Here is a 26,374-nt window from a genome sequence, read left to right on the forward strand (position 1 = left end):
CCGCTGCCAACACGCAGACAACGGGTACGAGCTTGCATCGTCCTGAACCCGGTCACGTGGCGCCGGGCGCCGGCGGATGCCGGCGCTGGCGCCTGTTTCGGACGGGTCGGTCGAGCCGCGGCGAGGCCCAGGTGGTGATCCGGCAAGGCGCCGGGTTGTCCGGATACCGGTGTTGTATCCGGACGGTCCGGCAACGCCGCCGGTCGTCGTCCGGGGCCGGCGCGGCCGACCGTGCCCATCCGAAACAGGCGCTAACCGCCAATGCGGGACGGGCGGCAGAAGAACGCGGCCACGGTGATCAGCCCAGCGACGGTCACCAGCGACACCGTCGCCGAGCTCACGTCGGCCAGACTGCCGCTCATCAGCGCGGCCAGCGGTCGCGTGCCCTGGAACGCGACGATCCACAAGGCCATCACGCGGCCGCGGAACCCGTCGGTCAGCCGCAGCTGGAGCTGGGTGCTGAAGCTCGACAGCGCGATCGACATCCCGATCCCGGCGACGAGGAACGAGCCCGCCGCCGTCGGCAGCGACCAGCTGGCCGCGGCGCTGAGGTTGCCGGCGGCCAGCACCACGAGGCCGGCGGCGCAGGCGCGGGCGATGCCGATCGCGCCCTGTACCGGGCGGGTCAGCGTAAGGCCCAGGCCGGCGCCGACGCCGAAGGACGAGACCAGCATGCCCACCGCGTGGGAGCCGGACCCGCTTGCCGCCGCAATCGACGGGCTCAGGGTGAGCACCGGGTCGGTGCCGAAGCTGATGGCGGCCACGCCGAGCAGCAGCAGGAGGATCGACGGGTCGCGGCGCACGTAGGCGAACCCGGCCCGCACCGTGCTACTCGCATCGCGGGGCTTGCGCGGGCCGACCCGGCGGCCGACCTTCATCGGCACCAGCAGCGCCGCGAACGCGAGGTTACCGGCCGCCGCAAGCAGGAACCCGTACCCGGGGCCGAGCGACGTCGCGACGAGCGCGCCGACCGCCGGGCCGCCGGCCCGGGCGATCGTGAACGGCGCGTTGCCCAACGCGATCGCCGCCGGCAGTTCGGACGGCTTCACCAGCGAGGGCACGAGCGAGTGCATCGCCGGATGCCCGATGGTGAAACCGAAGCCCACCACCAGCGCCGCTACCAGCACGGGCAGCACGTTGGGCAGGTTCTCGACGCCGACGAGCAGGATCCAGGTGCCGACGACGGTCGACCCGGTCGCGGCCACGATCCGCCCGGTGATCAGCTGCCGGCGCCGGTCGCCGCGGTCGGCCATCGCGCCGGACAGCGGCGCCAACAGCGTCTGCGGCAGGAACTGCGCCACCGACACCAGACCGACGACAAAGGCGGAGCCGGAGAGCTGGTAGGCCACGATCGCGCTGACGACGTTGTTGACCCACATACCGGCGCTGGAGAGCAGCTTGCCGTAGAAGAACGGACCATACTGTGGATCGACGAGTAACCGCCAGGTGGCCCGGGGCGGATCGTCTTCGCCCTTTCCGGGCCTTTCGACCACCGCCTCCGCCACTGAGCCCCCCTCGTCAGTAGTCGCTCTCCCGGGCACGGTGGCGCACGAGCGGGTGCGCCCCACCGGTCACCAGCAGCTCCTGTCCGGTGACGTAGCCGGCCTGCTCGGACGCGAGGAAGAGGCAGGCGGCCGCCACGTCGTCCGCCGTGCCCAGCCGGGCCACGGGGATGTCCTTGAGGCCCTCCTCCCAGATTCTGGCGATGTCGTCGGAGCCGTGGTTGTAGCGCGGGGTGTCGATGAGCCCCGGCACCACGGTGTTGACAGTGACGCCGAACCGCGCCGTCTCGTTGGCCAGCGCGCGGCTGAGCCCGACCAGGCCCAGCTTCGACGAGACCACGTGGGGTCGCTGGACGCTGCCCTTGTAGGCGTCGATGCCGCCGATGTTGATGACCCGGCCCCAACCCTGCTCGACCATGTGGCCGAGCACGGCCTGGGCGAGGAAGAACGGGCCGCGCAGGTTGGTGGCGTGGACCCGGTCCCACTCCTCCGGCGTGACGTCCTTGATCTTCGTACGCGGCCGCGTGGCGGCGTTGTTGACCAGGATGTCGACATCGCCGATCGAGGCCACGTCGGCCTTCATCCCCGGCAGGTCGGCCACGTCGAGGTGGTGGGCGCGGGCCGTCCCACCGGCGGAAGTGATCTCCTTGACGACACCCTCCGCCGCCGCCTCATCACGCTGGTAGGCGCAGACCACCATCGCCCCGTTGGCGGCCAGGGCGATCGCGATCGCCCGCCCCAGGTTGCGCCCGGCGCCGGTCACCAGCGCGACCCGGCCGTCGACCGTGAAGCGCATGCTCAGCGCCCCGTCCCGAGCCGGGCCAGTAGCGCGTGCACGTCGGGAACCCGTTCGATCTCGGCCAGCTCGTCGAAGACCATCATGCCGGCCACCTCGTCGCGACCGCCGGCGCGAAGGCAGTCGCGGAACTTGGCCTGGCTGTCCTCCCAGGACAGTGGGTGCTTCGGCGACCCGGTCGGGTAGTGGCGCTGCTGATGATAGGACTGCCCCGATCGCGTGTGGACGGTGACATCGAAGAACCCGCCGGTGCCGGAGCTGCTGTTGGCGGCGGTCGGGTCCTCGGGCCGGTTCTTCGGGTCCTCGCGGACGTCCACCTTGGACATGATGGCGCGCACTCCGGGGCGACTGACGTTCTCGTCGCTGAACGAGTCGAGCGTCACCTTACGGTCGAGGAACGCGGCCGACGACACGTACTGCATGCTGAACTTGCCCTGGAGGCCGGTGCGCGGGTCCTTGTGGATGAGCGGGATGGTCGCGTCGGTCGGTGCCACGATCTCGATCTTCGCGAGGTCGTCGGGCGACACGTCGTGCTCGGCCTGGATGGCGAGGATCGAGTCGATGACGCGGTGGGTAGCGTAGCAGCACGGGTACTTCTTGAGCGACACGCCCGGCTTCTGCAGCGCCCACGGCGAGCCGAGCGTGTCGATCGCCTCGGGCCGGCTCGCGCCCGCGCCGTAGATGTCGAGGAAGCCCTTGGGTCCGTCGAGGATCATGTCGTTGGCGGTGAAGCCGACCGCGGCGAGCTGCGCCGCCATGACGCCGTTGCGGGCCGCGAGGCCGCTGTGCAGCGGCTTGGTCATCGTGCCGAAGTTGCGTTGCAGGCCGCCGGCGAGCGTCGCCACGATGCCGAGCGCGATCCGGGCGGTCGCCATGTCGAGGCCGAGGAGGCGACTGGCCGCCATCGCGGCGCCGAAGCCACCGCCGGTCAGCGTTGTGTGCCAGCCGAGCTTGTAGTGCTTGGGGCCGATCGAGCGGGCGACCTTGGCGATGACCTCGAAGCCGATGACGTACGCCTCCAGGAGCTGGGTGCCCGCCAACGGCTCGGAACGGGGCAGCGCGAGCAGCGCGGTCAGCGTCATCGCGCTGGGGTGCCCGACGCCGGACATCTCGTCGTCGTAGTCGAGCCCGTGGGCGAGCGTGGAGGCGATCAGCGCCTTGGTCTCGGGCGGGGCGTCCTGCGGCGCGCCGTACCAGGTGAGACCGGCCGTGCTGCCGGGCATCGCGGCGTCCGTGCCGTAGTGCAGGATCGTGCTCCCCGCTGGTCCGGAGCTGCCGGCTGCGATGACGCCGATGGTGTCGATGATCGGGCGGATCGCGAGCTTGCGCAGCTCGTCGTCGATGTCACCCGGTTTGGTGTCGATGGCGAAGCGGGCGACCTTCTCCGTCAGGGAGTCCGTCATGATGCGCTAGCTCCTTCGTGACGCGCGGCCTTGATGTTCTTGACGGTGTTGGACACGAGCGTGCCGTAGTCGAGTGCCTCGCTCCACGGCATGAGTTCCATCTCGCGCAGCGCCTTCTTGCAGAACGCGACGGCGACGGCGTCGCGGGCCGCGATGCCGGCGGCGAGCTCGGTGGCCCGCTCCATCAGCGTCGCGGCCGGCACGACCTCGTTGACGATGCCCCACCGCAGCGCGGTCTCCGCGTCAACGCGCTTGGCGGTGAACATCAGCTGCGCCATGTGCTTGGGCAGGATCCGCCGGGCGGTGGACGGGCCGGCGAGGGCGGGGAACGCGCCGAAGCCGAGCTCCGGCATGCCGAACTGGGCGGTGTCGGCGGCAATGGCGAGCTCGCTGTTGTTGACGAGAGTGAGCCCACCGCCGACGGCGAAGCCGTTGACGGCGGCGATGAACATGGCGGGGTGGCGGCGCATCACCTCGACCGCCTCGAGCCAGAACGTGCCGCGCTCGGCGCCGACCGTCTTGCGCCAGGTGCCCGGCTCGGCGCGCTCGTTGAGGTCCATGCCGGCGCTGAACGACCGGTCGCCGGCCCCGGTCAACACGATCACGGGCACGTCCTCGAGGTCGGCGAGCACGGCCCGGAACCGGTCGGCGAGCGCGATCGTGATGGCGTTGCGCTTCTCGGGGCGGTTGAGGGTGACGACCGCGAACCCATCGCGTCGCTCACCCAGGACCAGGTCGGCGCTCATTGATTCACCTCGATCGATCGGAACACCGGCAGCTGCTGGTCCCCGCGCTTGTTGGACTGGAAGACCACCGCGACCCGGGTGCCGATCGGCGGCGGGGCCGCCGTGCCGGCAGCGAAGCCGGCGATCATGAACGGGCCCTCGTCGAGCTCGACGAACGCCACCTCGTAGGGCAGGTCGAAGGCGTCGGCCGGGAAGTAGCGCTGGTGCATCCGGATCCACGACCAGACCGTGCCCCGCCCGGACGGAAGCTCCCACGCGAACTCGCGGCCGAGGCAGTTGGGGCACAGCGGCGACGGGGGGTACCGCCAGGTCCGGCAGGACGCGCAGCGTTGCAGGGCAAACTCTCCGGCCGCACACCGTTGCCAGTAGGCGGCATCGTCGACGATCGTCATCGGGATGGCTCAACGTCCTTTCGGGATGGTCCGGCGGGGGGCGGCGGTTCAGTCACGCCGCCGGAAGATGTGCGAGCTGACGATCGGCGACACGCAGATGTACTGCGCGACCTCGGCCCCGGAGACCTGCCGCTCCCCCGCCTCGCCGCGCAACTGCCGGACCGCCTCGACGTGCAGCGCCCAGCCCTGCATGTAGCTCTCCGAGGTGTGTCCGCCACTGGTGTTGATCGGCAACTCCCCGCCCCGGGCAATGCGGCCGTCGCGCACCCACTCCCACGACCGTCCCCGCTCGGCGAAGCCAAAGCCCTCGAGCGAGAAGAGGATCGTCGGGGTGAAGTTGTCGTAGATCTGCGCGACGTCGACCTGGGCGGTGGTGATGCCGGCCCGCTTGTAGACCCGCCGGGCCACCGTCTCCGCCGGCTCGAAGAAGAAGTCGCGGCTCGTGTAGTAGTTGGTCAGATCGCCGCATGCGGCGGTCGCCTCGATGGTGACGACCGGACGGCCGAGCTTGCGGGCCCGCTCCTCGGTGGTGACGATCAGCGCGACCCCGCCGTCGTTGATCAGGCAGTAGTCGAACAGGCGCAGCGGCTCCGCGACGAACCGGCCGGCGAGGTAGGCCTCCTCGGTGATCGGCGTGCGCATGACGGCGTTGGGGTTGAGCGCGGCGTTGGCCCGGTTGGTGATCGCGAGCGGGGCGAGCGCACCCTCCGGGACCTGGTAGAGCTCCTGGTAGCGCTGGTACATCATCGCGACGTAGGCGCCCGGCGAGGTCATGCCGTAGGCGGCGTCGAACGGGGCGGTCGGCGAGGCGTAGGCGTCGCCGCCGTAGCGGGCGCCGGCGGATCGGCCGTTGTTGCCGTAGATCAGGGCGACCGTCGTGGCGAGGCCGGCCTCGATCACGGCGACCGCGGTCTGCAGCGCGACGGCGCTCATCCGCCCGGCAGCCTCGAACCCGTTGACAAACGACGGCCGGCGCAGCCCGAGCATGTCGGCCATCCGGTTGTACGACGAGAGGCGCGCGGTGAGCAGCCCGTCAATCTCGTCCTTGGCGATACCGGCGTCATCGAGCGCTTCGGCGAAGGCGAGCGCGGCGAGGTCGTAGTCCGAGCGCGTCGCGTCGCGGTCTTTGTAGTAGGCGCCGAAGGGCGTCGTTCCCACGCCGATGATCGCCACTCGACTCACCGCGGTCCTCCTCAGAGCTCGACATCGTTGGTCGCCACGTGCACAACCGACCACTAGGTGAACAGTCTAGGGTGAGGCAACAGGGCTGTCAAACACGGTCGCGCTACTCCCAGATCGCGGTCGGCAGCGGGATGCGCGGAGCTGAATCCCGATTGCGTTCACCTCACGCACGATAGTTCACCAGGTGCCCACCTGGAAGAGCGCACGAAGGCGCCGCCGTCGCGGTGCAGATCCGTGCTGGCAAGGGAGCCGACCCCGATGCAGGGTGGTGCTGGTCAGGCCTCCGCGGTACGCGGTGTGCGGACCTCGCCTCGGGAGTAGCCGAACAGCAGGCTGATCTCCTGGGCGGCGGCCAGTAACGGCGGCAGCAGGTCGCTGACCGCCCGCTCCCGCGACACCCGACCGCCGTGTGCCGAGATGTTGAGGGCCGCGACCGCGGTGCCGCGCACGTCATAGATCGGCGCGGCGATGCCCAGGAGCCCCTCGTCAACCTCGTCTTCGACCAGCGACCAGCCCCGCTGCCGGACCGCGTCGAGTTCGGCGCGGAGCGCGACCTTGCCGGTCATCGTCTTGGGCGTGATCGGGGTCAGGACAGCCCGCTCCAGATAGGCGTCAAGCTCGGCGGGTGGTAGGTCGGCGAGCAGCACCCGGCCCATCGACGAGGTGTAGGCCGGGATGCGCTGGCCGACGTAGACGCCGACGGTCACCAGCCGGTGGGACGTCCGGGCGACGCAGATGACGCTCTCGTCGTCCAGGACGCCGGCGAGGCAGTTCTCGTTGACCTTGGTGCCGAGGTGCTCCATCACCGGGGCGGCGCTGTGCCACTGGAGCTGGGAGGAGAAGTAGGCCGACCCGAGTTCGAGGACGGCGGGGCGCAGTCCGAACCTGCCCTCCTCGGACCGGACGTAGCCATAGTCTTCCAGCGTCAGCAGTAGCCGCCGCGTGGTCGCGCGGCTCAGGTTGGCCCGGCGCGCGATCTCGGAGACCGTCATCATCCGGTCGCCGCGGGAGAAGCTCTTGATGACGGTGAGGCCCCGCTGGAGCGACCGGACGAGCTTGGTAGGAGAGTCCTCCGCGCCAGCGCCGTCACCGGCGAGGTCGCCCTCGAACTCTGCGTCGTCACGTTCGGTGTCCGCCATGATGGACAGCACGATATCTCATCTGTCACGCCCGCTCGGGGTCGCGGAGCAGGGCTATGATGTCGTCCTCCCGCTCAACCTCGCGAAGGCGCCTGAGCAGGGCATTCGTCGCCTCCGGGGGCGAACCGCCAGCGGCCAGGCAGGCACGGAACTTGGCGTCGACCTCGGCGTCGGACAGCGGCCGCGCCGGCATGCCGCGCGCGTGGTGCACCGTCGCGACCCGGTTGGTGCCGTCGGTGAGCTCGGCCGCAACCTCGACGAAGCCGCCCGACGAGGCGCTGCTGTTGACGCCCTCCGGATCCTCCGGCCGCACGCGCACGTCCTCGACGATGCGGATGGCCGGCAGTACCGCGCGCAGCTCTGGGCGTCGGGGCCCGGCGTCCTCGAACGTGGCGATCGAAATGTCGCCGTCGACCAGCGCGACCGCGAGTCCGTACTCCAGGCTGAACCTGGCCTCGGCGCCGTCGTCGGGCCAGCGGTTGATCAGCGGGCCCAGCGTGCCGGGCGGCACGGTGCAGCGCAGCGCACGCAGCCGCGCCGGCTCGACCCGGTGCGCGGCCCGCAGTTCGAGGACCGCGTCCATGCCGCGGTAGAGCTCGAAGGCGCAGGCGTACTTCTTGAGCGAGATCCCGGGATCCAGCAGGGCGTACGGGTTGCCGAGCCGCTCGATCTCCGCCGGGCGGCTGGCGCCGATCCCGTAGACGTCGAGGAAGCCGCGCGGGCCTTCGAGGATGTCGGTGGCCGCGGTGAAGCCGGTGCGGGCGAGCAACGCCGCCGTGACCCCGTTGCGGGCCGCGAAGCCGCTGTGCAGCGGCTTGGTCCCGGTGCCGAAGTTGCGTTGCAGCCCGCCGGCGGTGCTGGCGGCGATGCCCAGCGCCGTGGCCACCCGGGCGGCGTCGAGCCCGAGTACCTTGGCCGCGGCGGCGGCCGCCGCGAAGCCACCGATCGTGCTCGTGGTGTGCCAGCCATGGCGGTAGTGCGCGTGGCCGACCGCCCGCGAGAGGGTCCGCATCACCTCGACGCCGACCACGTAGGCCTCGATGAGCCGCCGGCCGCTCAGCGGCGCCGCACCACGGGCGACCGCGAGGATCGCGCTCAGCACCGGCGCGCTCGGGTGGCCGGCGCCGGGCAGCACGTCGTCGAAGTCGAGCGCGTGGGCCAGGGTCGAGGTGACCAGCGCGGCCGCCTCGGGCGGCAGCGCGGCTGACCACGGGTCGGCGACGCCCGCGTAGCGCAGCACGGACGCGCCGGCGTGGTCGGCGACGCCGGCCGCCACCACGCCGAGCGTGTCGATGATCGGCACCTTCGCGGCCGCGACCAGCGCGTCGGGGAGCGCGTCGACAGTGGTGTCGGCGACGAACCGCGCGACGGTCGCCGTCCACGTCCGGGTGGCGGTCGTCATGCGACCACCCGGTCGGCGACGACACCGCGGGCGAACAGGTCGTCGACCTCGACCGGTGCGTATCCGAGCTCGCCCAGGACCTCGCGGGTGTGCTCGCCGACGTGCGGCGCCCGCCGCCGCACCGCCGGCCCGCCGTCGGGGGTGACGTCGAACGCCCAGCTGATCTGGCGCTCGCTGCCGCCGTCCGGGGTCCCCACCGGGATGTAGAAGTCGACGCCCGCCGCCGCGAACCGGTCCACCAGCTCGTGGGCCTTGGCCACCTTGGCCGCCGGGACACCGGCCGCCGCCAGCCGCGAGGCCGCCTCGTCGCCGTCGCGGCCGGCGGCCCAGACGGCCAGTAGCTTCTCCACCTCGGCGTAGCCGGCACGCCGGCCGGCCGCGTCGCCGAACCGGTCGTCGGTGACTCCGACGACGGCCGCTGAGGCCGCCCAATGGCGATCGTCGCCGAGCGAGATGGCAACCCACTCGTCTTCGCCGGCGCACGGGACGCAGAAGTCCGTGCCGTCGGGCCCGCGGTTTGCGGTCGGTGTCGGGGCCGCGCCGGTCGCCGAGGTGGCCAGCAGCCACTCCCCCAGCATCGACGTGACCGTCTCGCGCTGCGACAGGTCGATCCAGCAGCCCTGCCCGGTCTCCCGGCTGCGCAGGTGCCCCCAGGCGGCGAGTCCGGGCGCGAGGACCGAGACGATCTGGTCCGGGTAGTTGACCTTGTTGGTCGACCAGGTCGGCGTGGTCTCGTCGTAGCCGGTCATCGACATCAGCCCGCCGAGCGCCTCCAGCGTGCTGCCGAACGAGACGTAGCCTCTCTCCGGGCCGGTGCCGCCCTGGCTCGACAGCGACAGCAGCACGACCCGGGGATTCCACTCGCGCAGCGTCGCGTATCCGAGGCCGAGCCGGTCAAGCACCCCGCGCCGGAAGTTCTCCACGACGACGTCGGTGCGCTCCACCAGCCGGCGGACGATGTCGCGGCTGTCGGGGTGCTTCAGGTCGACCGCCACGCCGCGCTTGTTGCGGTTGACCACCCGGAAGGCCGGGTTGCCGAGGTCGCCGAAGCCGGTGGAGCCGGTCACCACGGTCCAGTGGCGGAACGGATCGGGCCGGCGCGGCCCCTCCAGCTTGATCACCTCGGCGCCGTAGTCAGCCATGATCTGCGTGGTGCGGCCGCCGGCCGTGATGCCGGAGAGGTCGAGGATGTGCAGCCCGTCGAGCATGCCGGTCACGCCGTGGTCCTTTCGCCGTCGATGGTCCATGGCAGCCGCGGGTAGCGCACCGCGCCGGCACCCGGCACGTCGGCCGTGGCGAAGAGGTCGCGTGCCGCGTTCTGGGGATCGGTGAGCAGCTCGGCGGTGTCCCACACGGCGCCGACCGGGATGCCCGCAGCCTGGCCGGCGTGGTAAATCTCGGCCTTGTCGCGCGCTGCGGTGAACTCCTCAAGGATGGCGCGGAGGTCGGCGCGGTCGGTGTCGCGACCACGCTGGGTCGCGAAGCGCTCGTCGTCGAGCCGGTCGTCGCCGACGAACCGCTTGACCGCCGGCCACTCCTCGGGCCGGTAGTAGAAGCCGACGAAGCCGTCGGCACAGCGCAGCACGAGCGGCCCGCTGTCGGAGCCGCGGCGCAGCACTCGGCCCTCGTCCTCGTGGTAGATCTGGCTCTTCCAGTCGAGGAACGCCGTCGCCCGGGTGCCGGTGGTGGCGACGACCGCGCCGCCACCCGCGCCGGCCCGGCGAACCAGCGCGAACATCGTGGCGGTCAGCAGGGCGAGACCGGCGGTGTAGTCGGCCTGCGGCCCGGGCAGCCGCAGCGGGGGCCGGTCGGGTTCGCCGATGACGTACATGAGCCCGCTCGACGCCTGCGCCTGGAGGTCGCGCCCCGGTGTGCCCGGCTCGACCGACGTGGCCACGGCGACGACGAGGTCCGGATGGGCGGCGCGTAGCGCCTCCGGTGCCCAACCACGCGCGGCGAGGTCGGCCTCGGGGAGGCCGGCGAGCACGACGTCGGCCCCGGCGAGGAGCGCGTCGGCCTGGTCGGTGGCCACCATGCTCTTGCCCTGGTCGAGGTAGGCCGCGCGGGCGCCGGCGCCGCCGGGCAGGGCGACATCGTCGGCGTATGCGGGGCCGACGGCCACCTTGCTGACCGTGGCGCCGAGCCCGGCCAGCAGTAGTCCACAGTAGCCGGTCGCGGGGTGGCTGCCGAGCTCGACGACGCGCATCTCAGCCCACCACCAACGGGTCGCGGACGGCACCTTCGAGTTCCAGCCACACGGTCTTGACCTCGGTGTAGTCGCGGACCGCGTCGGCACCGCTCTCCCGGCCCCAGCCGCTGGCGCCGTAGCCGCCGAAGGGCGCGAACGGCGCGACGGTGCGGTAGGTGTTGACCCAGACCGTGCCGGCACGGACCCGGTGGGCGACGCGGTGCGCCCGCTGGATGTCGCGCGTCCAGACGCCCGCGCCGAGGCCGTAGGCGGAGTCGTTGGCCAGCCGGACCGCCTCCTGCTCGTCGTCGAACGGCAGGACCGCGAGCACCGGGCCGAAAACCTCCTCGCGGGCGATCTCCATCTCGGGCCGCACGCCGGTCAGCATCGTCGGCCCGATGAATAGCCCGCCCAGCCCGCGGTCGTCGCCGTCGAGCACCGCGGTGGCGCCGTCGGCGACCGCCCGCCCGATGAAGCCGCGCACGGTCGCGTACTGGGCCTTGTTGGCCATCGGCCCCATGTCGGTCTCGATCGACAGCGGGTCGCCGAGCCGGATCGCGCGGCCCCGCTCGGCGATGGCCGCGACCATCGCGTCGTGGATCGGCCGGTGTACGAGCAGCCGGGAGCCGGCGATGCAGGTCTGGCCGCTCGCCGCGAAGATGCCGGCGATGACGCCGTTGACCGCGGACGGCAGGTCGGCGTCGTCGAAGACGATCTGCGCGGACTTGCCGCCCAGCTCCAGCGTCGTGCGGGCGAGGTGGCCCGCGGCGCTCCGCGCGACCGCGATGCCGACCCGCGTCGATCCAGTGAACGCCACCTTGTCGACGCCGGGGTGCTCGACCAGCGCCCGGCTCGGCTCCGGCGAGTTGGCGGTCACCACGTTGAGCACGCCGGGCGGGAAGCCGGCCTCCTCGAACCGCTTGGCGAACTCCAGCGCCGACACGGGCGTGTAGTCGGAGGGCTTGAGGACGAAGGTGCAGCCGGCGGCGAGCGCGGGCGCGAGCTTCCACATCGCCAGCACGAGCGGCGAGTTCCACGGCACGATCGCCGCGACCACGCCCACCGGCTCGCGCCGGGTGTAGAGGAAGAAGTTGGGCTTGTCGGCCGGGATCGTCTCGCCCTGGAGCTTGTCGGCGATGCCCGCGAAGTAGTAGAGCCAGCCGGCGAGGCTCGCCATCTGAGCCTGCGACTCCCGCAGCAGCTTGCCGTTGCCGGTCGACTCGATGACGGCCAGTTCCTCGGCGTCGCGCTCGACGATCGCGGCCAGGCGCCGCATCAGCCGGGCCCGATCGAAGCCGGTCAGCCGCCCCCAGGGCCCGTCAAGCGCGGCGCGGGCCGCGTCGACCGCCCGGTCGACATCGGCGCCGCCGGCTGCGGGCACCTCCGCCCAGGCCTTCCCGGAGTAGGGGTTGAGGCACTCGAACCGCTCCCCGGACGCGGCGGGCGTCCACCGGCCGCCCAGGTACATCTCGTAGCTGGCGTTCACGGTCGTCCTCCTTCGGCCGGGAGCAGCTGCAGCGCGAGCGCGGCGGCCGCCTCGACATGGGCCTTGCACGCCGCCTCGGCGCGGTCGGGGTCGCGGGCGGCGACCGCCTCGACGATCGCCTCGATCTCGCGGATCGTCTCCTCGGCCCGACCGGGGTGCGACAGCGTCCGGCCGCGCAGCAGGGTCACCCGCGCCCGCAGCGTGTCGGTCATCTTCGCCGCGACGCTGTTGCGCGCACCGGCGAAGAGCGTGGCGTAGAAGCGGTCCTTGTGCGCGACCAGGTCGGCGGCGCGGCCCGCAGCGACGTCGTCGCGCAGGGCGGCGACCACCGCCCGCAGCGCCGCGACGTGCTCCTCGGTGGCGTGCATCGCGAAGCGCCGCCCGGCCAGCCCTTCGAGGGCGACGCGCACCTCGTAGACCTCGCGGGCATCCTCCCGGGTCACCCGGGCCACGATCGGCCCACGGTTGGGGATGAGCTCGACGAGGTTCTCCGCCTCCAGGTGGCACAGCGCCTCGCGCACCGACGTACGGCTGACCCCGGTCAGCTCGCACAGCTCCTTTTCCCGCAGGCGGCTGCCGGTCGTGAACCGCTGCTCGATGATCGCCCGGCGCAGCTTGGCGACCACCTGCGAGCGCACCGGCGTCGCCTTGGCCTCCACCCTCAGCGAGGCATCGACCATGCGTTCCTCCTCGTCAGCGCTATCTTGACGTACGGTATGGCCGTCATACAATCCTGTCAACCGCCGGCCGGGACCGGCCCGGCGGAACGACAGGAGGGCTGCCCATGACGACCGAACGATTCGAAGCCGGCCGCGAGGTGCGCCGCGAGGTGCTGGGCGACGCCTACGTCGAGGCCGCCCTCGCCCGCGCGACCGAGTTCAACCGCGAGTTTCAGGCGCTGGTCACCGAATACTGCTGGGGCACCGTCTGGACCCGCGACGGGCTGCCGAAGCAGACCCGCAGCCTGCTCAACATCGCGATGATGGTGGCGCTCAACCGCCCGCACGAGCTGGAGCTCCACGTCAAGGGCGCCCGGCGCAACGGGTGCACGCCCGACGAGATCAAAGAGGTCCTCCTTCAGGCGACCATCTACGCGGGCGTGCCGGCCGGCGTCGAAGGCTTCCGCGTCTCGACGAAGGCCCTCGCCGAGGTGGCGGCCGAGTTGGAAGCGGCGGCGACGGCATGACCGACGCCGTCGGGTTCGTCGGGCTGGGCAACATGGGGTGGCCCATGGCGCGTCACCTCGCCGCGGCCGGCCTGGCGCTGACAGTCTTCGACCTGCGGGGCGACGTGAGCGCCCGGTTCGCGGCCGAGCACGGCGCGACGGCGGCCGGCGACATCGGCAAGCTGTTCACCGGCGCCGACATCGTCGTGACCATGCTGCCCAATGGGAAGGCCGTGCGGGCCGCGGTCGAGGCCGGCCTCGCCGCCGCCGGCACCCGCACCGGCCGACTGCTGGTCGACATGAGCTCGTCGGCACCGCACGAAACGGTCGAGCTCGCCGGAGTGGTCGCCGCCGCCGGCTACGACCTGGTCGACGCCCCCGTCTCCGGCGGCGTGGTACGGGCCGAGAGCGGCGACCTGTGCATCCTGGCCGGTGGCGACGCCGCCGCGGTCAACCGGTGCGCGCCGCTGTTCGCGGCGATGGGGCGCGAGACGTTCCGCGTCGGTCCGGTCGGTGCGGGCCACGCGATGAAGGCGCTGAACAACGTGATGTCGGCCGCCGGACTGCTGCTCGCCGCCGAGACCCTGCTGGTCGGCCGCAGGTACGGGCTGGCGCCAGAGACGATGCTCGACGTGCTCAACTCGTCCACCGGCATGAACCACGCGACCCGCACGAAAATCGCCCAGTTCGTCCTCTCCGGAACGTACGCGTCCGGGTTCGCGCTCGACCTGATGGTCAAGGACCTCGCCATCGCGGCCGGCATCGCGCGCGAGGCCGGTGCGCCCTACCTGCTGGGTGGCCTCGTGACCAGCGTCTGGGAACTGGCCAAGGGGCAGGTGCCGGCCGGCTCCGACCAGATGGTGCTGGTGCGGTGGCTGGAGGACCTCGCCGCCACCCGGCTCGCGCACGACCCCGCGTCCTGATCAGAAGGTCGCGTCGAGCAGGTCGCCCAGGGCGCCGGCGCTCGCCACGTCCGCCCAGCCGGCCGCGGCGTCGCCGGCGATCCCACGTACCTTCGCGTCGAGCCGCTCCGGTGACATCGGGTTGGCCGGGTGGCCGGTCGGATTGGTGACCTCCACCTCGTGGACCCGGCCGGCCCGGTCACGGGCGACGATCCGCGCCACGATGCGGTCCGGGTAGGCGGCCGTCGCCGCCTCGTCGGCGTGGGCGGCGATCCGCCCCAACAGCGGCCGCAGCGAGTCATCCAGATAGGACCCCGGAGCGAACGAGTCCACAGTGATCGAACCATCGACGAGTGCCCGGGCCACCATGTAGGGCAGGCTGTGGTCGGCGGTCTCGCGGGTACGCGGGTCCCACTTCTCCTGCTCGCTCGCGATGCTGCGCCACGCCTCCTGGTAGGTGCCGACCTCGATCCTTTCCAACTCGTTGACCGGCACCCGCTCGCGCAGCCGGACCGCGGCCTCGATCGGTGCCTGCGCGTGGTAGCAGGCGGGCCACGGCTTGATCGCGGTGCGCCGGATCCGGTAGTCGCGGCCGGTGGCCGCCGGCCCCAGTGCCAGCTCGAACCCGCCGGTGACGAGCGGGAAGATCCCGCGCCGGCCCTCGAACGCGGCCGGCGGCCCGGTCAGCCCCGCCCGGGCGAGCAGGGTGGCGAAGACCGCGTTGCGCGTCGCGTACGCGGTGGCGCAGCCCTTCCACATCGACAGCTCGCCGGAGCGCGAAGCGCCGGTCGGTATTCCGGCCGCCGCCATGATGCCGACCGCGTTGCCCACCGCGGCGGCGTCGATCCCGAGAAGGTTACCGATCCCGGCGACCGCGGCGATGCCGAGCGCGAAGCCCTGGTCCCAGCCCAGCCGCGGCAACTTCGACGCTTCGGTGAGGCCGATGAAGACCTCGTAGGCCGCGACCGTCGCGGTGACGAGGCGCCGCCCGTCGACGCCGGGCCGGTCGGCCAGCGCCAGGAACGCGCCAACGACGTCGCTCGGGTGCCCGTTGGGGGCCCAGTCGTTGAAGTCGAGGTAGCGGATCATGGTGGTGTTGACGAACGCCGCCGCATCCGGCGGCAGCCGCAGGTCAGGCCGGCCGATCACCCGACCGTCGCCGCCGGCGCCGAGGGTCGCGAGCGTGATCCGAACCGGCTCGGCGTCGCGGGTCGCGAGCGCGCACCCGACCGTGTCGAACACCCGCATCGATGCCTCCCGGACCACCTCGTCCGGAAGGTCGGCGAAGCTCAACCCGAGCGCGAAATCGACAATGCGGCGCGTGGTGGGGTCCACTGGAATCCTCTCGCCGGGCAGCACTGGTCACTGCGTGCACGCTAGACCACTTAGCGCACAGGCGATAGGCCCCGGATCGCCGGGTGGGGGCCCGCGGTCCACTGATTGGACGCGTGTCGTTAGCCCCTCGGGCGTGGTCAACGCAGCGACCAGGCCCGAGGGCTAAACCGTCGCGCTCAGCCGGGAAGATGCCCCGCCGGTAGCCGGGTCTGCAGCACGAACGTCTTCACGCTCTGCGCCGGAAGGGACGCCGTGAAGTGATTACCCGTCACCCTCGGGGCCGGGAACCTCTTGAGGTTGCGGTCCGCGTCCGTCACCCATGAATCGATCGCCGACACGCTCGTACCCACGAGATGGATTCGCTGCTCGACGGCGGTCGTGTTGGTATTGACCGCGACGACGGTCACCTTGCCGTCCGCGCCCAGGTAGGCGGACGTGAGCACGCCAGGCTGCGCCTCCTTGGTGGCCTCGACGCGGACGTCTCCGGGCCGCACGAACTTCGTGTAGTGGGCCATCATGTAGCCGCGCTTGCTGATCGTGCCATCCTCCAGGATGGGCCCGTAGCTTCGGCGGATATACCACCAGACGTACGCCTGGAACTGCGCGTCGGCCATCGCGTGGTGGATGTTCTCCGCGACCTGAAGTGCCTCGGGCCACCGCTGCGCCGAGTCGGCCTCGCTATTCGGCGTGTAGAGCTCCGTCATCCACAGTTCCTTGCCGGCGCCCTTCTCCTCGAAAAGGGGGTACCGGAAGTCGGCGTACTGCGTGCCGTACAGGTGCGTACCGAGGATGTCCAGGTTGGCCAGCGCACCGGGGTCGTTGAGGATCGGGTCTGACATGTTCTTCTTGTACTGGAACGACTCGGGCGCGATGACCCGCGTCGAAATCACGCCCGCATAGTCGCGCAGGAAGCGCACGATCTCCTCGGGAGTCCACCAGGTCCAGTCGAACGCATAGTCCGGCTCGTTCTGGACCGAGATGCCGTACAGCTCGACACCATTGGCGCGCAGGTACTCCACGAAGTCGTTCAGGTGCGCCGCGTACTCGGCGTACTTGTCGTGCGCGACGCGCCTCGCCTGCGTCGCGTCCGTGTACGGCGCGGCGGTCATGTTGTCGAGGCTCGGCCCGCCGCCACCGGTGGTTTCCAGCCGCACGACATTCATCCCCGGCGTCATCTGCACGTGGACGAGCTTCACCCCCCAGGTCGACGCGCCGCCGGTCGCCCCGAACTCGACGCCGCTCGCGACGAGGTTGTCGTTGACGTAGAGGTCCATCGCCCGCGTGCCGCTCGCCAGCGCGTAACGGAACCCGAACGTCTTCAGACCGGCCGAGCCGATGACGACGTTGTTCCATTGCACGCTCGCCCCCGCGGCGGCCGTAAACTCGACGTAACCCGTGCCGTTGAAGCCCGCAGCCCTGGTCGCGGTGACGCCGTTGACGAGCACCCCGGCCTCCGCCTCGTAGACGCTACCGATGAGCTCCGGCGCCTTCTCGAACGTCTCGACCAGGTCGGCCGGCGGGTTCCACGGCGCCGCGATGACCAGCGCACCCTTGCCCGCCGCGGCCTGCGCCGTCGCGAGGGTGCGCGACCAGTCGGCGCGGTCCTCGGGCACGGGGATCCGCAGGATCGACAGACCCAGGTCGCCCTGGCCGTTGTCGAAGGCCGTGTCACGCTGGACCGGCGTCAGATCATCGATCCACAATGGGTGGTTCATGCCGCCGAAGCCGCGTATGGTCTGCCGCTGCTGTCTGACCTCCACCACGACACTGCCGGCCTTCGTCGACGCGGTCGCCGACGACGAAGGGACTGTCGTGAGGGATCCCGCGACTGCCACCACCGCGGCGGCGGCGATGAGCGGGGACCTGAATCGGGACGTAGTGCCGGATAGCTTCATTGCCATGAAGTCTCTCCTCTGATCCGAGTTCACCGGCCGGTCGCGCTATGCCCGGCAAAGGAGCAACCTGGACCCCCTGGCCGCGAGATCGATCTCCGGGCGCCTCAGGCTAGGCCGAGAACTCCAGCGATACAAGTACATGTTTCGCTGTACGGGCGTGGCGGGTGAGGCCGGGCTTCGGGGCGACCGCTGCCAGCGCGGCGGCGTCGGGGTGGTGAGCACGTTGGCGACGTTCGTCAGATGCCCTCAGCGAACGACTGCGAATGCCGTCCCCTCTCTCGATGGCTTGCCGGTCGGTCAATTCATCCATAAAGGCGAGCGCGCGCAGGTCCCACGCAAGCTCGTCCTCGGGGGTTTTCCTGCACATCGGCCAGCGAGTGAGCAAGGAAGATCTTGGCGTACGCATCGTCTCCACTTTCCACGTCAGCGACCAGGGTCTCCATGAGGGCCTTCGCTTCAGGCGAGCGGCCCTGTTCACGTAGGGCAATCCCCTCGCGAATAGCTACGTACGCGGGCGACTCGGGCGAGGTAGTCATGCTGATCCCCTTATCGTGATCGATGGGAGTGGCCGCAACGCGGACATCCGCTCATCTGGGATGCTTCGTCCATGCCTTCCTACCCGCCCACCTTCGCCGACCAGGTCGTCGCACAGCCAGCCCGTGCCCAGTTCGAGGCGTTCCTCGACGAGCACCGCGACGCGCTCCATGGCTGCTTGGACGGGCTGACGGAGGAGCAGGTGCGTCGATCGTTGGTGGCCTCCGGGACCACGCTGTTGGGTCTTGTGAAGCACGCGACGTTCGTCGAGAAGGTCTGGTTTGACGACGCGTAGCGGCGAGGCCGGGTAGGGACCGGCGGGAGCGATGCCGGCGCCGGCATCAACCTTGCCCGGTGCGGTACGGCCTACCGCTCGACTGACAGCCGCCGTGCTTGACCCAGACAGGGCCCGGTCCGCAACCGTGCCCCGTCTGGTGCGGGCGGCTCATCGCCCGATGGGTAGCCGCTCCGCTACAGCGGGGAGGCTCACTTCCTGACAGGTCAGCAGCAGGGGCTGCCGTTGAGGGTGAAGCTGTCCGGCGCGGGGTTCGGGCCGGTATTCGAGGCGAGGAAGCCGAACTCGGTGCTGCCCCCGGGTGGGATGTTCGGGTTCCAGTCGGCGTTGCGGGCGGTCACCACGGCGCCCTGCTGGCTGCCGAGGGCGTTCCAGAACGTGCCGGCGAGCTGCGCGGCGGGGAAGGTCCAGCCCACCGTCCAGCCGTTGATCGGCGCGGTGCCGGTGTTGGTGATGACCAGCGCGGCGGTGAAGCCGGTCCCCCACTGCTGGTCGACCCGGTAGCTGATCGTGCAGGTGGCCGGCGGGGCGGTGGTGCCGAACGAGATCCGGTGCAACTGGCCGGGCAGGTCGTTGACCAGGTACAGCTCGCCGTCGGCGTCCTGGCCGAGGCTGGTCGGCTGGATGGTCAGCTCGGTCAGCGCCTGGGTCGTGTACGCGCCGCCGGGGCTGGTCGGCGGCCGGGCCACGAACGCCGTACCGGAGCAGTAGTCGGTGGCCAGGTACGTCCCGGCGGCGATGTCGGCGTAGGCCCGGCCCCGGTAGACGTAACCGCCGATGATGGCGCAGCCATCGATCGAGTTGCGGTACGAGTGCACCGGCTCGATGTACGTGGCGCCGGCCTGGCACCGGTCGGGGTTGAAGATCTGCGGACCCTCCCGGCAGGACCAGCCGAAGTTGGCGCCGCCCTGGTTCCCCGGCACGTGATCGATCTCCTCGAAGGCGCCCTGTCCGACGTCGGCGATCCAGAGCGAGCCGTCGCCGCCGAGGTCGTGCGAGAACTTCCACGGGTTCCGCAGCCCGTACGCCCAGATCTCCGGCCGCGCCCCGGCCGTGTCGACGAACGGGTTGTCGGCGGGTACGCAGTAGTTCCGCCCGTCGCAGGAGCGGCTGACATCCAGCCGGAGGATCTTGCCGAGCAGGGTGCCGAGGTTCTGCCCCGAGTTGAGTACGTCGTCGGATCCGCCGCCGTCCCCGATGCTCCAGTAGAGGTAGCCGTCCGGGCCGAACTCGACGTTGCCTCCGTTGTGGTTGGAGAACTCGACGTGCGGCTGGGTCAGCACCACCTGCTCCCGCGCGGCCGGGACGGGCGTCTGGTCGGCCGTGTCCAGGGTGAACCGGGACAGCGTCACGGTGCCCTCGGGCAGCGCCGTGTAGGTGACGTACAGGGTGCGGGTCTGGGTGAAGTTCGGCGAGGTGACCACGCCGAGCAGGCCGCGTTCGTTGCCGGAGATGTCGACCCGGTCCCGGATGTCGAGCAGCGGCTCCGTCGCCAGCCCGGTGTCCGGGTGGTAGACCCGGATCGTCCCCTGCTTCTCGGTGATCAGCAGCCGGCCGCTGCCGTCGTCGGGGGCGAAAATCGCGGTCGGTCGTTGCAGCCCGAAGGCGACCTGGGTGGTGCTGACCGTGAGCTGGTCGAGCGGCGGCACGGCGGCGGCCTCGGCGCGGTCCGGCGCGGCCGGCTTCGGCGCGGGTTGCCCCGCCGCGGATGCCCCGGCCGCCACGAGCGGGGCGAGCAGGGCGGCCATGCCAGCCGTACAGAGCCGCCAGAGAGAAGAAGAACGTCGCAGCATATTGGCTCCCATCTCTTAACGGGACGGTAGTGCCGCAATCGGCTCCCGAATTCGCGCGTCCCGATGTATGGGAACGTTCCCTATGGACGGACGCCCACGGCGCGTCCCGGCCCGTTCCTGGTCCGGCTCGGCGCCACCAGCCGCCGCCCGTGGCCGGTAGAGTGTCCGCCCGTGGCAGTCCGCATCGACGTCGACGCGTTCCGGGAATCCGTCCCCACCACGGTGGCCGAGGCCGCGGCACGGCTGATGGGTGCCGGCGGGGTCGCCGAACTCGAACCGGCCGGCGGCGGCGTCCAAGCCGTCGTCCACGGCCGGGATGGCGTCTTCCAACCCTGGATCGGCATCGTCGGCGGCCTCTTCACCACCGACTGCGACTGCGGAACCGTCGGCGACGACCTCTGCGCCCACGCCGTCGCCACCGCGCTCACCGCATTCGACGCCGGCACCGTCTTCTCGGGCGCCGCGACCCCACCGGGCGCCGCCCCGGCTGAGCCCGAACACGCCCACTATCTCCATGCCGTACGGCGGCTCTCCCCTCGACAACTGGCGAACCTCGTCGCGGAACACGCCCTGCGGGACCGCCTCTTCGCCACCCAGCTACTGGCCGAAGCCGGCCTCCTCGACACCACCGACCAGACCGGCCTGCACGACGCACGCGCCGCCATCCGCGATGCCGCCAATGCCACCACCGGCAGCAGGTGGCAGATCTCCGACGTCGAAGCCGCCGGCCATCAACTCGCCACCGAAATCGAGATTCTCTGCGCCCGGCCCGCCACCACCGCCATGCTCGACCTCGTCGAAGAGGCCATCCTCGTCTGGGACGACTTCTCCGGGCACCTCCGCGACGCCTACCACATCACCCGCACCGAGCCCGAGGAGATCACCGAACCGCTCGTCGACGCCCATCATGACCTGTGCGAACGGCTCGACCTCGACGCGGAGGAGATCGACCATCGACTGACGCGGCTCGTCGAACGCTGCCACCACGACACCATTGACATCGACACCTACACCGACCTCCTCGGCGAACACGCCAGGACGATCAGCCACGCCAGCCGCTGGTAACGGCAACTGCTGCACGTGCTGGGTGCCCCGCACGCATGGTCCAAAAAGGACGGCGGCTTGTACAACGCCGACATCATGTACGGCTGGACCGACTACTGGATGCTCGACCAGGACTTCAACACGTACTACGACCCCAGCGAGCTGACCGCGACGTTCCACCAGGACCCGTACCCGTCGACGTTCAAGGGCACCATCGCGACGCACCCGGTGCTCACCGCACCAACCTGCTGCGACGTCGGGTTCAGCAATGACCTGCTCACCGCGCAGGAACGCACCATCGAGGCCGACGCGCCGTATGGCACCCCGACCGGGTTCACCGCGGCCGGCGCGGGTTGGATACAGGTGACGCCGCCCGGCTCCGACAGTGCGGTGTCGGCGAGGTACTACGACGGCCGGCGCTCGCTCACGATGAACGTGCAGTCACACGCCGAGGGCTCGGTGTCGGTGACCCGCCGCCCAGCGGTCACGGCGGGCACCAGGTACAAGTTCTTCACCCGGCTCACCGCCGACACCAGCGGCACGGTCAAGCTGCGGATGTCGTGGTTCACCTCGTCCAACGCACTCATCTCCACAAGCGACGGTGCCCTCATCACGCTGGACAACACCTGGCCCGAGCGGTCGCTCACCGCCGTGGCACCCGCAGGCGCGGTCAGCGTGCAACTGAGCGTCGTCAGCCCGGCCGGGCAGACCTTCGCCTACATCCTCGATACGCAGCAATTCAACTACTGCAACAACACCGGCAACACGTCGGACGGCTGCCGGACCAGCGTCTGACCACGGAAACATCAATCGGCGCGCCGCGGGCACCGCTCGCGGCGCGCGCCACATACCCGATCGGTGCGGCGGGAATTGCGTAAACACCGGCGCCTGATCCCGCTCCTTCTGCCGAAGGCCCCTAACCTGACCGACGGACGGTGGCCGGCCCGTTCGACGGGCCACCACCACCCGCCCGACGGACATCCCGTCGCTGCCCCAGAGCTGCTGGCTAGGCTCGGACCATGCCGTTGACCGCGAGAGACGTGGCGGGGTTCGAAGCCGCCAGGCCGCGCCTGGAGGCCATCGCCTACCGCCTTCTCGGCTCGGCCGGGGAGGCTGAGGACGCCGTGCAGGAGACGTTCCTGCGCTGGCACGCCGCCGACGTCGACCGTATCGAGGTCCCCGAGGCATGGCTGACGAAGGTCCTCACCAACCTGTGCCTCAACCAGCTCACCTCCGCACGTGCGCGCCGCGAGACCTACGTGGGCCAGTGGCTTCCCGAGCCGCTGCTCGCCGGGGACCCGATGCTCGGCCCGGCCGAGACCGCCGAGCAGCGCGAATCGGTCTCGTACGCGGTCCTCACCCTCCTGGAGCGCCTCGCCCCCAACGAGCGGGCGGTGTACGTGCTCCGGGAGGCCTTCGACTACCCGCATCGGGAGATCGCCGAGATCCTCGACATCACCGAGGCCGCCAGCCAGCAGATCTTCCACCGCGCCCGGAAGCACGTCGCGGACGGCAAGGCCCGCATCGAGATCGACGAGGCCGCCGCCCGGCGGATCGTCGAGGAGTTCCTGGCGGCCGCCACCAGCGGCCGCACGGAGCCGCTCGTGCGCCTGCTCACCGAGGACGCCACCGCGATCGGCGACGGTGGCGGAAAGGTCCCGGCCCGCGCCACGGCGTTCGTGGGCGCCGTCGCCGTCGCGAAGTTCCTGTGGGGCCTGTTCAGACCCAGCCAGGCCAAGCGCGCCGTGGCCGGCGGCACGCCCGAGGTCTACGCCTGGATCGCCAACGGCGATCCCGCCGTCGTGGCGGTGGTGGACGGCCAGGTCATCGGCGTCACCTGCCTGGAGATCACCGACGGGGGCATCGCCGCCTTCCGCAGCCAGGTCAACCCCGACAAGCTCCGCCGGGCGAGCGCCCGGTGGGCGGCCACCGACCACGGGGAGCCCCTGTTCGAGGCCTTCTGACGCGCATATGAGGTGCTTCACATCGCGTTCCTGTCAGGAATCGCCCGGCCGCCCGGTTCAAGTGGCGAACCCACGCGAGACGGGAGCCCACCCATGCAGCACCGCATCATCGTCCTCGGGGCCGGATACGCCGGAGCCATCGCCGCCGGGCGCCTCGCCAGGCGGCTGCGCCGCGAGGACGTCGCCATCACCGTCGTCAACGCCGAGCCCGACTTCGTGGAACGGGTCCGCATGCACCAGCTGGCGGCCGGCCAGGACCTCAAACCCCGGCCGCTGAACGAGATGTTCGCCGGCACCGGCGTCGAGCTGAGGCTCGCGAAGGTCGACGGCGTCGACGTCGACCGCAAGATCGTCGCCGCCACCGACGACAACGGAGCCGGGGAACTCGCCTACGACACGCTCGTCTACGCCCTCGGCAGCGGCTGGAACTCCCGGGGCGTCCCCGGGGCCGCCGAGCACGCCTACCAGATCGCCAGCCGCCCCGGGGCACTCCGGCTGCGCGAGCGCCTGGCCCGCCTCGACGCCGGGCAGGCCGTGGTCGTCGTCGGCGGCGGCCTCACCGGCCTGGAGGCCGCGACCGAACTCGCCGAAGCCCGCCCGGACCTCGACGTCGCCCTCGCCGCCCACGGCGGCCTCGGCGACTGGCTCTCGCCAAAAGGCCGCCAGCACCTGCGGAAGGTCTTCGGCCAGCTCGGGATCACCGTGCACGAGCAGGCCGCGGTCGCCGGCGTCGAAGCCGACCGCGTCGTCACCGACGACGGCCGGGCCATCGCGGCCGCGGTCACCGTGTGGGCCACCGGATTCGCGGTCCATCCGATCGCGAAGGCGACCACCCTGGAGGTCACCGGCACCGGCCGGATCGTGGTCGACGCGACCATGCGCTCGGTCTCACACCCGGACGTGTACGCCATCGGCGACGCCGCCTTCGCGATGGGCCGAGGCGGTAAGCCGCTACGGATGTCGTGCGCCTCGGGCACTCCCATGGCGTGGCAGGCCGCGGACGCGATCGCGGCGCGCCTGACCGGCGGAAAGCTCCCGAACGCGCCGCTGCGCTACTTCAACCAGTGCATCTCCCTGGGCCGCAAGGAAGGTCTGATCCAGTACGTCACCGCCGACGACCGCGCCGTGCCGGCGGTACTGACCGGCCGGCTCGCCGCCGCCTACAAGGAGCTGGTCTGCAAGGGGGCTGCCTGGGGCGTCGCCAACCCGATGCTCGGACTGCCGGCCCGACGCCGCCGCGTCACCCGGCAGCCGGCCCCGGCGGCCCGGCAGCCGGCCCCGGCCGTCAGGGGTCCTGAGTCACGATCGGTCAGAAGGTAAGCGCCGCCGCCAGGGCCGCGAAGGCCCCCAGGAGCAGTGAAATCCCCATCCCGACGCCGGTGACCGCGGAGATCGCGACGCCGTGCCGGCGGGCCAAGGGCACCGCGGCCGCCGCCGCGCCGGTGGCGAGCGCGCCAATGACATGCAGCACCGGATAGTTCAGGATCACGGCCAACGGGAAGAAGTGAATTCCCACGATGAGGCCAACCAGGACCGGAATGAACTCCTTGCGCCCGGTGCCGCCGAGGATCACCGCACCGATGCCGGCGAGAGCGAACTCGATGCCGACCGCGACGCCGTAGTGGATGCTGGTGTCCCGGTCGAAGGCGGTGCCGGTGTCGAGGTTGAGGGCATAGAGTGTGACGCCGGCGATGACGAGGAGTACCGAGACGACCGATCCGGCGACGAGCCAGCGCCGCCAGGACCGGGGCGGAGCTTCCTGTGCCCAGCCGAACCACACCATGGCGAAGAAGCCGAAGATACCGACGGTGGCCGCCGCATCGCGCAGGTACTCAGGGGTCACGACGGGCAACGCTACCAGCCGGCGCCGGCACCCAACCCGCGCCGGCCGGCCACCGGCCTGCGAGTATCGGCCGGGCGGCGCAACGGGCACCTACGTTCTGGCACCCGCCCGCCGCCTGACCCCGCCGCCCAATGTGGACCTATCTATCGTTCCAGGTGGCCGTCGTGGCAGTTCGCCGGGGCGGACACCGGATTGCACCGCACCGCCACCCCGCCGGGCAGCTCGGCCACGAAGTCACTGTCGTACCGCGCCGCCATCCCCACCGTGGGAAAGTCCGTGGTGACCAGCTGAGCGCCACTGCGCAGGGCGATCTCCACCCGGCTGAACTCCGCCGCCTTGACCGTCTGCAGCGGCTCGTCCGACCGCGTACGCACCAGGTAACCGCGCTGGACCAGGTCCCGGATGGCCGCCTCGTTTCCACCGCGGGGATCGTTCACCATCGTGATCGCCGCATCGGGGCTGCCCGGCCGCCCCTGGGTGAACACCGCCCGGCCCTCCAGGTTCGGTCGCCCGGCCGTGTACAGGTCCCGGATGGCGCCGGGTCCACCGTTGTCGAAGAAGAACAGCACCTTGCCGCGCACCTGGTCCAGGCGCGGCCAGCCGTACGTCAGCACCGACTGTTCGAGGGTGAGCCCGGGCCGGCGCAGGTCGTCGGCCGTGATGAGCTGGTCCTCGGCGAAGACCGAGCGGATCTCGTGGTCGATGTCGTCCAACAGCTTGCCGTCCCATGCGGGGCTGGCCGCTCCGCCGAGCTGCTCCCAGCGGTCGTCGGTCTGCTTCAGCTCGAGCTGGAAGATGATCGGGACGTGGCCCGGGTTGGCGGCCGACCAGGTCTTCACCTGCCGCATGCAGCTCACCAGCGTGCGGCAGGTCGAGTTGTAGTCCTGGTCCGCCACATGCAGCACCTTCATGCCCGGCGCGGCCATCGCGGGGTCCTCGATGGGGCCGAGGCCGGCGCGCTGCCGGGGCAGCGGGTGCCGGTAAAGCCCACCCTTCGGGTCGGGAAGCAGGTCCAGCTCCACCGCCCGGACGTTCTGCCGGCCCAACATGTCCGGAATGGACACATGCGAGTAGTAGCCCCACTGCGGGTAGCCAGGGTCGATCTTCAGGGACTCCGCAAGCTCGACACCCTGCATTTCGCGGTGGTACGCGTTGTGCGCGCCCATGAACTGGATCTGGTTCATCCGCAGATCGCCCACGCCACCGTTGCCCTGCGCCGACGACGAACTCGCGACCGGGCTGGTCGGCCAGTCGTTGGTGACGACCGACGGCAGGGTTCCGACGGCGGCCGCCGCCAGGACGGCGGGCATCATGGCTTTCAGGCGGGTCAGCTTCGTCATCTGTCCTCCTCAGACTGGTTGATGACGG

The 26,374-nt window shown here is 71.1% G+C and carries 24 protein-coding genes; 7 read left to right on the forward strand and 17 right to left on the reverse strand.

What is annotated here, in order from left to right; genetic code table 11:
- Positions 1-251: 251 nt before the first annotated feature.
- The 12 genes from KJS59_RS13645 to KJS59_RS13700 all read right to left on the reverse strand — a co-directional run bounded on the left by KJS59_RS13645 (position 252) and on the right by KJS59_RS13700 (position 12,916).
- Complete coding sequence (locus KJS59_RS13645) at positions 252-1,505, reverse strand: MFS transporter (protein WP_213453235.1); 1,254 nt, start codon at positions 1,503-1,505, stop codon at positions 252-254.
- Positions 1,506-1,518: 13 nt separating this feature from the next.
- Positions 1,519-2,298 carry an SDR family NAD(P)-dependent oxidoreductase gene (locus KJS59_RS13650; RefSeq protein ID WP_213453236.1) on the reverse strand — a complete coding sequence of 260 codons (780 nt, stop codon included), beginning with the start codon at positions 2,296-2,298 and terminating at the stop codon, positions 1,519-1,521.
- 2 nt (positions 2,299-2,300) lie between these two features.
- Positions 2,301-3,701: an MmgE/PrpD family protein gene (locus KJS59_RS13655; RefSeq protein ID WP_213453237.1), complete on the reverse strand. Its 1,401-nt coding sequence runs from the start codon at positions 3,699-3,701 to the stop codon at positions 2,301-2,303.
- Complete coding sequence (locus KJS59_RS13660) at positions 3,698-4,447, reverse strand: enoyl-CoA hydratase/isomerase family protein (RefSeq protein WP_213453238.1); 750 nt, start codon at positions 4,445-4,447, stop codon at positions 3,698-3,700. The genes KJS59_RS13655 and KJS59_RS13660 overlap by 4 nt, the downstream gene beginning before the upstream one ends.
- Complete coding sequence (locus tag KJS59_RS13665) at positions 4,444-4,839, reverse strand: Zn-ribbon domain-containing OB-fold protein (protein ID WP_213453239.1); 396 nt, start codon at positions 4,837-4,839, stop codon at positions 4,444-4,446. Before KJS59_RS13665 ends, KJS59_RS13660 begins: the two co-directional genes overlap by 4 nt.
- Before the next feature lie 48 nt (positions 4,840-4,887).
- Entirely contained in the window at positions 4,888-6,021 is a 1,134-nt protein-coding gene (locus KJS59_RS13670; protein ID WP_213453240.1) for a thiolase family protein, read from the reverse strand.
- 275 nt (positions 6,022-6,296) lie between these two features.
- Positions 6,297-7,160, reverse strand: coding sequence for an IclR family transcriptional regulator domain-containing protein (locus KJS59_RS13675; RefSeq protein WP_213453241.1), 864 nt, complete (start codon positions 7,158-7,160; stop codon positions 6,297-6,299).
- Positions 7,161-7,185: 25 nt separating this feature from the next.
- Positions 7,186-8,562, reverse strand: a complete 1,377-nt coding sequence (locus KJS59_RS13680) for an MmgE/PrpD family protein (protein WP_213453242.1) — start codon at positions 8,560-8,562, stop codon at positions 7,186-7,188.
- Complete coding sequence (locus KJS59_RS13685; protein ID WP_249714101.1) at positions 8,559-9,770, reverse strand: CaiB/BaiF CoA transferase family protein; 1,212 nt, start codon at positions 9,768-9,770, stop codon at positions 8,559-8,561. Before KJS59_RS13685 ends, KJS59_RS13680 begins: the two co-directional genes overlap by 4 nt.
- A 5-nt stretch (positions 9,771-9,775) precedes the next feature.
- Positions 9,776-10,768 (reverse strand): CoA transferase, encoded by a 993-nt coding sequence (locus tag KJS59_RS13690; RefSeq protein WP_213453244.1) that lies wholly within the window; start codon positions 10,766-10,768, stop codon positions 9,776-9,778.
- 1 nt (position 10,769) lies between these two features.
- Positions 10,770-12,236 (reverse strand): aldehyde dehydrogenase, encoded by a 1,467-nt coding sequence (locus tag KJS59_RS13695; RefSeq protein ID WP_249714097.1) that lies wholly within the window; start codon positions 12,234-12,236, stop codon positions 10,770-10,772.
- A complete protein-coding gene (locus tag KJS59_RS13700) occupies positions 12,233-12,916 on the reverse strand; it encodes a GntR family transcriptional regulator (protein WP_213453245.1) in 684 nt (227 codons plus the stop codon). The genes KJS59_RS13695 and KJS59_RS13700 overlap by 4 nt, the downstream gene beginning before the upstream one ends.
- 104 nt (positions 12,917-13,020) lie before the next feature.
- On the opposite strand from KJS59_RS13700, the gene KJS59_RS13705 reads away from it, so the two are divergent.
- Together KJS59_RS13705 and KJS59_RS13710 are read left to right on the forward strand one after the other, a co-directional pair.
- A complete protein-coding gene (locus KJS59_RS13705; protein WP_213453246.1) occupies positions 13,021-13,422 on the forward strand; it encodes a carboxymuconolactone decarboxylase family protein in 402 nt (133 codons plus the stop codon).
- Positions 13,419-14,324: an NAD(P)-dependent oxidoreductase gene (locus tag KJS59_RS13710; protein ID WP_213453247.1), complete on the forward strand. Its 906-nt coding sequence runs from the start codon at positions 13,419-13,421 to the stop codon at positions 14,322-14,324. The genes KJS59_RS13705 and KJS59_RS13710 overlap by 4 nt, the downstream gene beginning before the upstream one ends.
- Here KJS59_RS13710 and KJS59_RS13715 read toward each other — a convergent pair whose 3' ends face one another.
- Together KJS59_RS13715 and KJS59_RS31770 are read right to left on the reverse strand one after the other, a co-directional pair.
- The gene (locus KJS59_RS13715) at positions 14,325-15,638 is read right to left on the reverse strand and encodes an MmgE/PrpD family protein (RefSeq protein ID WP_213453248.1); all 1,314 of its coding nucleotides are present in this window, start codon (positions 15,636-15,638) and stop codon (positions 14,325-14,327) included.
- Positions 15,639-15,814: 176 nt separating this feature from the next.
- Positions 15,815-17,566, reverse strand: coding sequence for a carbohydrate-binding protein (locus KJS59_RS31770; RefSeq protein WP_283775778.1), 1,752 nt, complete (start codon positions 17,564-17,566; stop codon positions 15,815-15,817).
- A gap of 574 nt (positions 17,567-18,140) precedes the next feature.
- Between KJS59_RS31770 and KJS59_RS13725 the strand changes: the two genes are divergently transcribed.
- Positions 18,141-18,362 (forward strand): mycothiol transferase, encoded by a 222-nt coding sequence (locus KJS59_RS13725; protein ID WP_249714098.1) that lies wholly within the window; start codon positions 18,141-18,143, stop codon positions 18,360-18,362.
- A gap of 206 nt (positions 18,363-18,568) precedes the next feature.
- Here the strand turns inward: KJS59_RS13725 and KJS59_RS13730 are convergent, their stop codons facing one another.
- Positions 18,569-20,110: a PQQ-dependent sugar dehydrogenase gene (locus KJS59_RS13730; RefSeq protein ID WP_213453249.1), complete on the reverse strand. Its 1,542-nt coding sequence runs from the start codon at positions 20,108-20,110 to the stop codon at positions 18,569-18,571.
- A gap of 267 nt (positions 20,111-20,377) precedes the next feature.
- Here KJS59_RS13730 and KJS59_RS31130 point away from each other — a divergent pair, with 267 nt between their 5' ends.
- The 4 genes from KJS59_RS31130 to KJS59_RS13750 all read left to right on the forward strand — a co-directional run bounded on the left by KJS59_RS31130 (position 20,378) and on the right by KJS59_RS13750 (position 24,483).
- On the forward strand, positions 20,378-21,220 hold the full coding sequence (locus KJS59_RS31130) for a hypothetical protein (RefSeq protein ID WP_249714099.1): 843 nt from the start codon (positions 20,378-20,380) through the stop codon (positions 21,218-21,220).
- Between the two features lie 57 nt (positions 21,221-21,277).
- Positions 21,278-21,994: a hypothetical protein gene (locus KJS59_RS13740; protein ID WP_213453250.1), complete on the forward strand. Its 717-nt coding sequence runs from the start codon at positions 21,278-21,280 to the stop codon at positions 21,992-21,994.
- Positions 21,995-22,218: 224 nt separating this feature from the next.
- Positions 22,219-23,163, forward strand: a complete 945-nt coding sequence (locus tag KJS59_RS13745; protein WP_213453251.1) for an RNA polymerase sigma-70 factor — start codon at positions 22,219-22,221, stop codon at positions 23,161-23,163.
- Positions 23,164-23,256: 93 nt separating this feature from the next.
- Positions 23,257-24,483: an NAD(P)/FAD-dependent oxidoreductase gene (locus KJS59_RS13750; RefSeq protein WP_213453252.1), complete on the forward strand. Its 1,227-nt coding sequence runs from the start codon at positions 23,257-23,259 to the stop codon at positions 24,481-24,483.
- On the opposite strand, the gene KJS59_RS13755 is transcribed toward KJS59_RS13750, so the two are convergent.
- Together KJS59_RS13755 and KJS59_RS13760 are read right to left on the reverse strand one after the other, a co-directional pair.
- Complete coding sequence (locus tag KJS59_RS13755; protein ID WP_213453253.1) at positions 24,473-25,006, reverse strand: hypothetical protein; 534 nt, start codon at positions 25,004-25,006, stop codon at positions 24,473-24,475. The two genes, KJS59_RS13750 and KJS59_RS13755, sit on opposite strands and share 11 nt — an antisense overlap.
- Before the next feature lie 143 nt (positions 25,007-25,149).
- Positions 25,150-26,346: a phosphatidylinositol-specific phospholipase C1-like protein gene (locus tag KJS59_RS13760; RefSeq protein WP_213453254.1), complete on the reverse strand. Its 1,197-nt coding sequence runs from the start codon at positions 26,344-26,346 to the stop codon at positions 25,150-25,152.
- Positions 26,347-26,374 lie beyond the last annotated feature (28 nt).

The sequence above is a fragment of the Rhizomonospora bruguierae genome (genome assembly GCF_018397995.1).
Taxonomy (GTDB): Bacteria; Actinomycetota; Actinomycetes; order Mycobacteriales; family Micromonosporaceae; genus Rhizomonospora; species Rhizomonospora bruguierae.

Bases quoted from the DNA above. Each gene is read 5' to 3' on its own strand.
- KJS59_RS13650 (WP_213453236.1), bottom strand. From the start codon at position 2,298: ATGCGCTTCACGGTCGACGGCCGGGTCGCGCTGGTGACCGGCGCCGGG.
- KJS59_RS13655 (WP_213453237.1), bottom strand. From the start codon at position 3,701: ATGACGGACTCCCTGACGGAGAAGGTCGCCCGCTTCGCCATCGACACC.
- KJS59_RS13660 (WP_213453238.1), bottom strand. From the start codon at position 4,447: ATGAGCGCCGACCTGGTCCTGGGTGAGCGACGCGATGGGTTCGCGGTC.
- KJS59_RS13665 (WP_213453239.1), bottom strand. From the start codon at position 4,839: ATGACGATCGTCGACGATGCCGCCTACTGGCAACGGTGTGCGGCCGGA.
- KJS59_RS13675 (WP_213453241.1), bottom strand. From the start codon at position 7,160: ATGGCGGACACCGAACGTGACGACGCAGAGTTCGAGGGCGACCTCGCC.
- KJS59_RS13680 (WP_213453242.1), bottom strand. From the start codon at position 8,562: ATGACGACCGCCACCCGGACGTGGACGGCGACCGTCGCGCGGTTCGTC.
- KJS59_RS13685 (WP_249714101.1), bottom strand. From the start codon at position 9,770: ATGCTCGACGGGCTGCACATCCTCGACCTCTCCGGCATCACGGCCGGC.
- KJS59_RS13690 (WP_213453244.1), bottom strand. From the start codon at position 10,768: ATGCGCGTCGTCGAGCTCGGCAGCCACCCCGCGACCGGCTACTGTGGA.
- KJS59_RS13700 (WP_213453245.1), bottom strand. From the start codon at position 12,916: ATGGTCGATGCCTCGCTGAGGGTGGAGGCCAAGGCGACGCCGGTGCGC.
- KJS59_RS13705 (WP_213453246.1), top strand. From the start codon at position 13,021: ATGACGACCGAACGATTCGAAGCCGGCCGCGAGGTGCGCCGCGAGGTG.
- KJS59_RS13710 (WP_213453247.1), top strand. From the start codon at position 13,419: ATGACCGACGCCGTCGGGTTCGTCGGGCTGGGCAACATGGGGTGGCCC.
- KJS59_RS13725 (WP_249714098.1), top strand. From the start codon at position 18,141: ATGCCTTCCTACCCGCCCACCTTCGCCGACCAGGTCGTCGCACAGCCA.
- KJS59_RS13730 (WP_213453249.1), bottom strand. From the start codon at position 20,110: ATGGCCGCCCTGCTCGCCCCGCTCGTGGCGGCCGGGGCATCCGCGGCG.
- KJS59_RS13745 (WP_213453251.1), top strand. From the start codon at position 22,219: ATGCCGTTGACCGCGAGAGACGTGGCGGGGTTCGAAGCCGCCAGGCCG.
- KJS59_RS13750 (WP_213453252.1), top strand. From the start codon at position 23,257: ATGCAGCACCGCATCATCGTCCTCGGGGCCGGATACGCCGGAGCCATC.
- KJS59_RS13760 (WP_213453254.1), bottom strand. From the start codon at position 26,346: ATGACGAAGCTGACCCGCCTGAAAGCCATGATGCCCGCCGTCCTGGCG.